The organism is Myxacorys chilensis, assembly GCF_059505265.1.
On sequence record NZ_JCACKG010000180.1, the window covers coordinates 1 to 3,935 of the forward strand.

General features: G+C 67.1%; 5 protein-coding genes. 1 reads left to right on the forward strand and 4 read right to left on the reverse strand.

All coding sequences use genetic code 11. From position 1 onward, the window contains the following. Nucleotides 1–74: 74 nt before the first annotated feature. Nucleotides 75–716: a hypothetical protein gene (locus AC5JLB_RS15115; protein WP_495874652.1), complete on the reverse strand. Its 642-nt coding sequence runs from the start codon at nucleotides 714–716 to the stop codon at nucleotides 75–77. Beyond that, entirely contained in the window at nucleotides 713–1,312 is a 600-nt protein-coding gene (locus AC5JLB_RS15120) for a hypothetical protein (RefSeq protein ID WP_495874653.1), read from the reverse strand. The genes AC5JLB_RS15115 and AC5JLB_RS15120 overlap by 4 nt, the downstream gene beginning before the upstream one ends. A 428-nt stretch (nucleotides 1,313–1,740) precedes the next feature. Between AC5JLB_RS15120 and AC5JLB_RS15125 the strand changes: the two genes are divergently transcribed. After that, on the forward strand, nucleotides 1,741–2,229 hold the full coding sequence (locus AC5JLB_RS15125) for a DUF3592 domain-containing protein (protein ID WP_495874654.1): 489 nt from the start codon (nucleotides 1,741–1,743) through the stop codon (nucleotides 2,227–2,229). A 181-nt stretch (nucleotides 2,230–2,410) separates the two neighbouring features. On the opposite strand, the gene AC5JLB_RS15130 is transcribed toward AC5JLB_RS15125, so the two are convergent. Both AC5JLB_RS15130 and AC5JLB_RS15135 read right to left on the reverse strand, forming a co-directional pair. Then, nucleotides 2,411–2,590 (reverse strand): cupin domain-containing protein, encoded by a 180-nt coding sequence (locus AC5JLB_RS15130; RefSeq protein ID WP_495874656.1) that lies wholly within the window; start codon nucleotides 2,588–2,590, stop codon nucleotides 2,411–2,413. A 421-nt stretch (nucleotides 2,591–3,011) separates the two neighbouring features. Further along, nucleotides 3,012–3,380: a hypothetical protein gene (locus AC5JLB_RS15135; protein ID WP_495874655.1), complete on the reverse strand. Its 369-nt coding sequence runs from the start codon at nucleotides 3,378–3,380 to the stop codon at nucleotides 3,012–3,014. Between the last annotated feature and the right edge of the window lie 555 nt (nucleotides 3,381–3,935).

Sequence of the window (3,935 nt, forward strand, 5' to 3'; positions counted from 1 at the left end):
CGCAGCACCCGCATGAGCACCGGAGCGCCCAGGATGGCGAGGAGCATGCGGCGGAAGATCCGGCTCCAGAGGCATCAGCCGCCTTCTACCAGAGTGAAGCTGACGATCATCGCCTCGGTGCCGGGCAGGGGCTCGGGCGGATTCACCTCGCGGTGGATGCGCAGAGCGTCGATGCGGAGATCGGTGATGCCGGGGGGCTCGGGCGGCTCGAAGGAGGCCATGGCAATGCCGCCGAAGCGGCTCGGCGCGCCTCGGGCCAGGAAGGTGTCGGTCTCGGGAAGGACAGCGGCGGCCACGATGCAGAGAACCTGCGTCGGCAGGTTGTGCGTGAGGAGCTGAACTACGACGGCGGCTTCGTCGCGGGTCAGCACCGCCGCATCGGCGAACTGGTCCCGGCTCCACTCGCGCACCTCCGCGAGCGTATCCTCAAGTTCGGCGAGCGAGGTCTCGGGGGGCGGGAAGAGGCGCGCCCGGTGGTAGACCTCGGCCGGGCCGAGGAGGGCGCTGTCGCGCGCCTCGTCTTGGACCAGAATCCAGCCGTCCGCCTCGAAGCCCTCGACATAGCCGTCGAGCGTCGCGTGCGCGGCCAGGCAGGATGCGAAGGCTGGCCCGTGCGGACTCTGGGCCACGGCCGGTCCGGCCAAAGCAGCAGCAACGCTGGCAAAGGCCACTGCGAGGACCGTCGCCCGTGCGGAAGCCGCGCGGGCCGGCGTCATCTTGTGACCTCGTTTGAGAGAGCCGCATGATCACGTCGGCAATCTTTGAGAACGCGAAGCGTCATCATGATCCATCGGTCCTCCATTGGTCCCGAGGCGACCTCGTCGGTCCGAGCGACGTCGAAGAGAGGGCGATCATTGATCACGTCCAAATCCAGCGTGGGCATGGGCTGGACCACCAGGGCGATCCATTCCTCCCCCGTGGTCCGGCCCGACAGGTCGAACAGGAAGACCGGTCCATAGGCCTCGACCTCTTTCCGTTGCGGATCCGTGGTCTCGTGGACCCGATCGAAGTAGAGTACGTCGCCCTCAAGTCCGGCGTCCGTGGTGAAGCGCTGGTGCTGACGGACGACGTCGCAGTGGATCGTCTCGCCCAGGCCGTCGGCTGCACAGGTGTTGCGGATGGCAGCGAGCGCAAAGGTCTCGAAGTCGGAGGTCTCGGCCTCGGGGTTGCCTTGGAAGGCGCGAACATCGACCTCGGGGAGGAAGCCGTTCTCCGGGGACGGATAGCCAATCCCGATCCAGTCGGGCGCATACTCCAGGAGCGTGAGCCCCAGGGCGCGGCAAAGAATACCTCGGGAAGAGGGCTGAACCAAGTGGGCTCCTGGCCGGGTGGTTGGTTGGCGAGCGCAACTCCTGCTAGGCTGGATAGCAGGCCCGGAAGACCGAACCGCATGATGCCCATGATGCCACAGCCTTTCCGCAACTGTCTGCTCCGCCCGACTCGGGCCTCGAGGCAGCTATGACGCAGGGTGTGGGACAGGCGAAGTGGCGGATTCCCGACCTGCCGTGGCTCGGTACGGAATGCTTCCAGACACGGGGAAGAACTAAGGGGAATCTAGACGTGTACCTTGAGGTCGTTTGACCTCTGGAGAGTCCTACCAGGAGCAGCAGTCGGAAGCTGAGAAGGGCAGGGGAGATCCACGTATTCGGAGGTCAGGCCATCCTGACTTGAGGTCGATCCATAGCGATGGCTGTGTGCTGACACTGCATGTCAAGCCTTTGCACCTCAAGGATTGCGCTCATGTTCATCGATGTCCTGAAGCGGGGTGGCTTCGTCACCCTGATCTGCGGCCCCATGGCCCTCGTCTTCGCCCTGCTTGCGCAGGAGGCCCGGTCGACCGCCCAGGCTCTGGCCGACCATGGCCAGACCGCCATTGCCACGGTGATGGACAAGGAACGGGAGACCACTCGGCGCTCCACAGGCACCGGCAGCCAGCGGACCCGGACCTCCTACGAGGTGACCTATGTCTTCGAGGTCGATTCCCAGATCCAGCGTGTCGAGGTTGGGGTGCCGGAGGCGACCTACGACGACGTGGCGGTCGGCGACCGGGTCGAGATCCGCTACCTGCCCGAGGATCCGTCGCAAGTGGAAACCTATCCCGGCCAGATGGCAGGCAGCGGGACCGCCATGGGCGTCGCCGCGGCGGTGCTGGCGTTCATAGCGGTGATCGCCGCCGGGGTGGCCTTGACGCTTACCAGGCGCGCAAGGCTCCGGGCTCAGGCAGCCTGAGCAACTGACGGATGGTCCGGTTGTGGATTCCACCGGAATCGCGGTCTGTAGGCCGCCCTGGAGCCTTCGCATGATCCGGTTCGAGTATGAGACGGACCATGGCTACGTCCTGACCGGATCGCCCGACCTTGTGGCCCGACTAGGCATTCTGGACCCGTTCAGTCCGACTGAAGGACTCTTGTCATAGGGAGCTGTCTTCGGGGTCGGCAGGATGGTCTGGATCCAGCGGTCGCTGGACATGGATGTCGGTCGTCTCGAGTCGCCCCGGGCCGATGTTGCGGAACTTGTGCGGGATCCCGGCCGGGGCGAAGACGATCGGGCCGGCCCCGGCCTCGAATTGCTCCTCGCCCACAGTGAACAGTGCCGCCCCTCACGGATGATGAAGAACTCGTCATAGGGGTGGACGTGCCAGCGCGGCTCGGCCCCGACCTCCTCGGTGGCATAGAGGAGGACGGTGACGTCGGCCCTAAGGTCGTGCCCCTCGACGCGCCCCTTCCAGAGCGCGGGATGGGTGGCCCAGTCGGCACGGTCGAGAACCCGAGGCTTGCCTGGCATCATTGTCCTCTCGCCCCCTTCGGCCTTGGAGATTGCACCTTGGCGCGGCCGGGACCTACGGTCCAGATCGGCGCCAGCCCGGGTTGCTAGGCCATCCGTGCCAGGCGGCACGCCCGGCCATGGCCGGCGTACGCCGGCGCAACAGGGAGGTGTGGCCTGCGCCATCGGGGTGGGCCCTGACCGCTGGGCGAAACGGACTGGCCTGATCTCTTTGGCGCAGTTCCGCTTCAGGCTGTTTGGGGGAAGGCGCCGCGGACGAGGTCGCGCAGACCTTGCTCCTCGGGCTCGAACGCCGGTCCGGTGATACGCCTTAAGGCGGCCGCAGCCTCTCGCGTGCGCTGTGACGCCTCCGGGAGCGCGTCCGGCTCCGAGAGGCCGAACGATACCGCCGAGAGCGGGTCGAAGAGGAGGGCGCGCTCGAGGTTGGGCCAGGCGGCAAGATCGGGCTCCACGCCAGCAAGGCCGGCAAAGCCGCGGGCCATCGCGTTAATCGGGCGGCTTTGCGGGCCGTCCCAGGCTGTGCGGGCGGCGACGAGGCCAGCCTCCAATTCAGCCGGGTTGGGCGCCGCGACTGTGCTACGCCAGGCGTAGGGCACCCAGCGTGCCTGCTGCTCGAGGGCCGGGAAGCAGGGACCGACCAGGTCGTAGAGGCCGACGAAGGCCAGCCCGAGCAGATCGGGATGAAAGGGTAAGCATGGAGGTCGATGCGCACGCCGTCCAGACCGAGCACGGTCGCCACGTTGGGCGCGAGCCAGGGGAGCGGGAGACGGTAGCCGGTGCCGAAGAGGATTGCGTCAAACTCGTCGCTGGTCCCATCTGAGGAGCGAACGGTTCGACCCTCCACCTCTTCGATCCACGGCTTGGTCACCGTCCGTCCCTCGGCCACGGCGGGCAGGAAGTCGTGCGACCGGATGATCCCAGCGGCGAAGATGTCGGAATCAGTCTGTTGGGCCCCGAGCCGCTCCGCGCTCCCTCCCAGGCGGAGCGCCGTGGCCTTCAGTTCCTCGCCCAGGGCTTCGGACGGGCGATCTCGCCCACGAGCGTGGCGGCGCGGTGGAACATGACATGCTCGGTGGGCACGCCCGCCACGAGCTTGGGCAGGCCATAGCGCTGCCGGCGGTAGGCCGTGGTCACCTCGACACCGTTCTGGG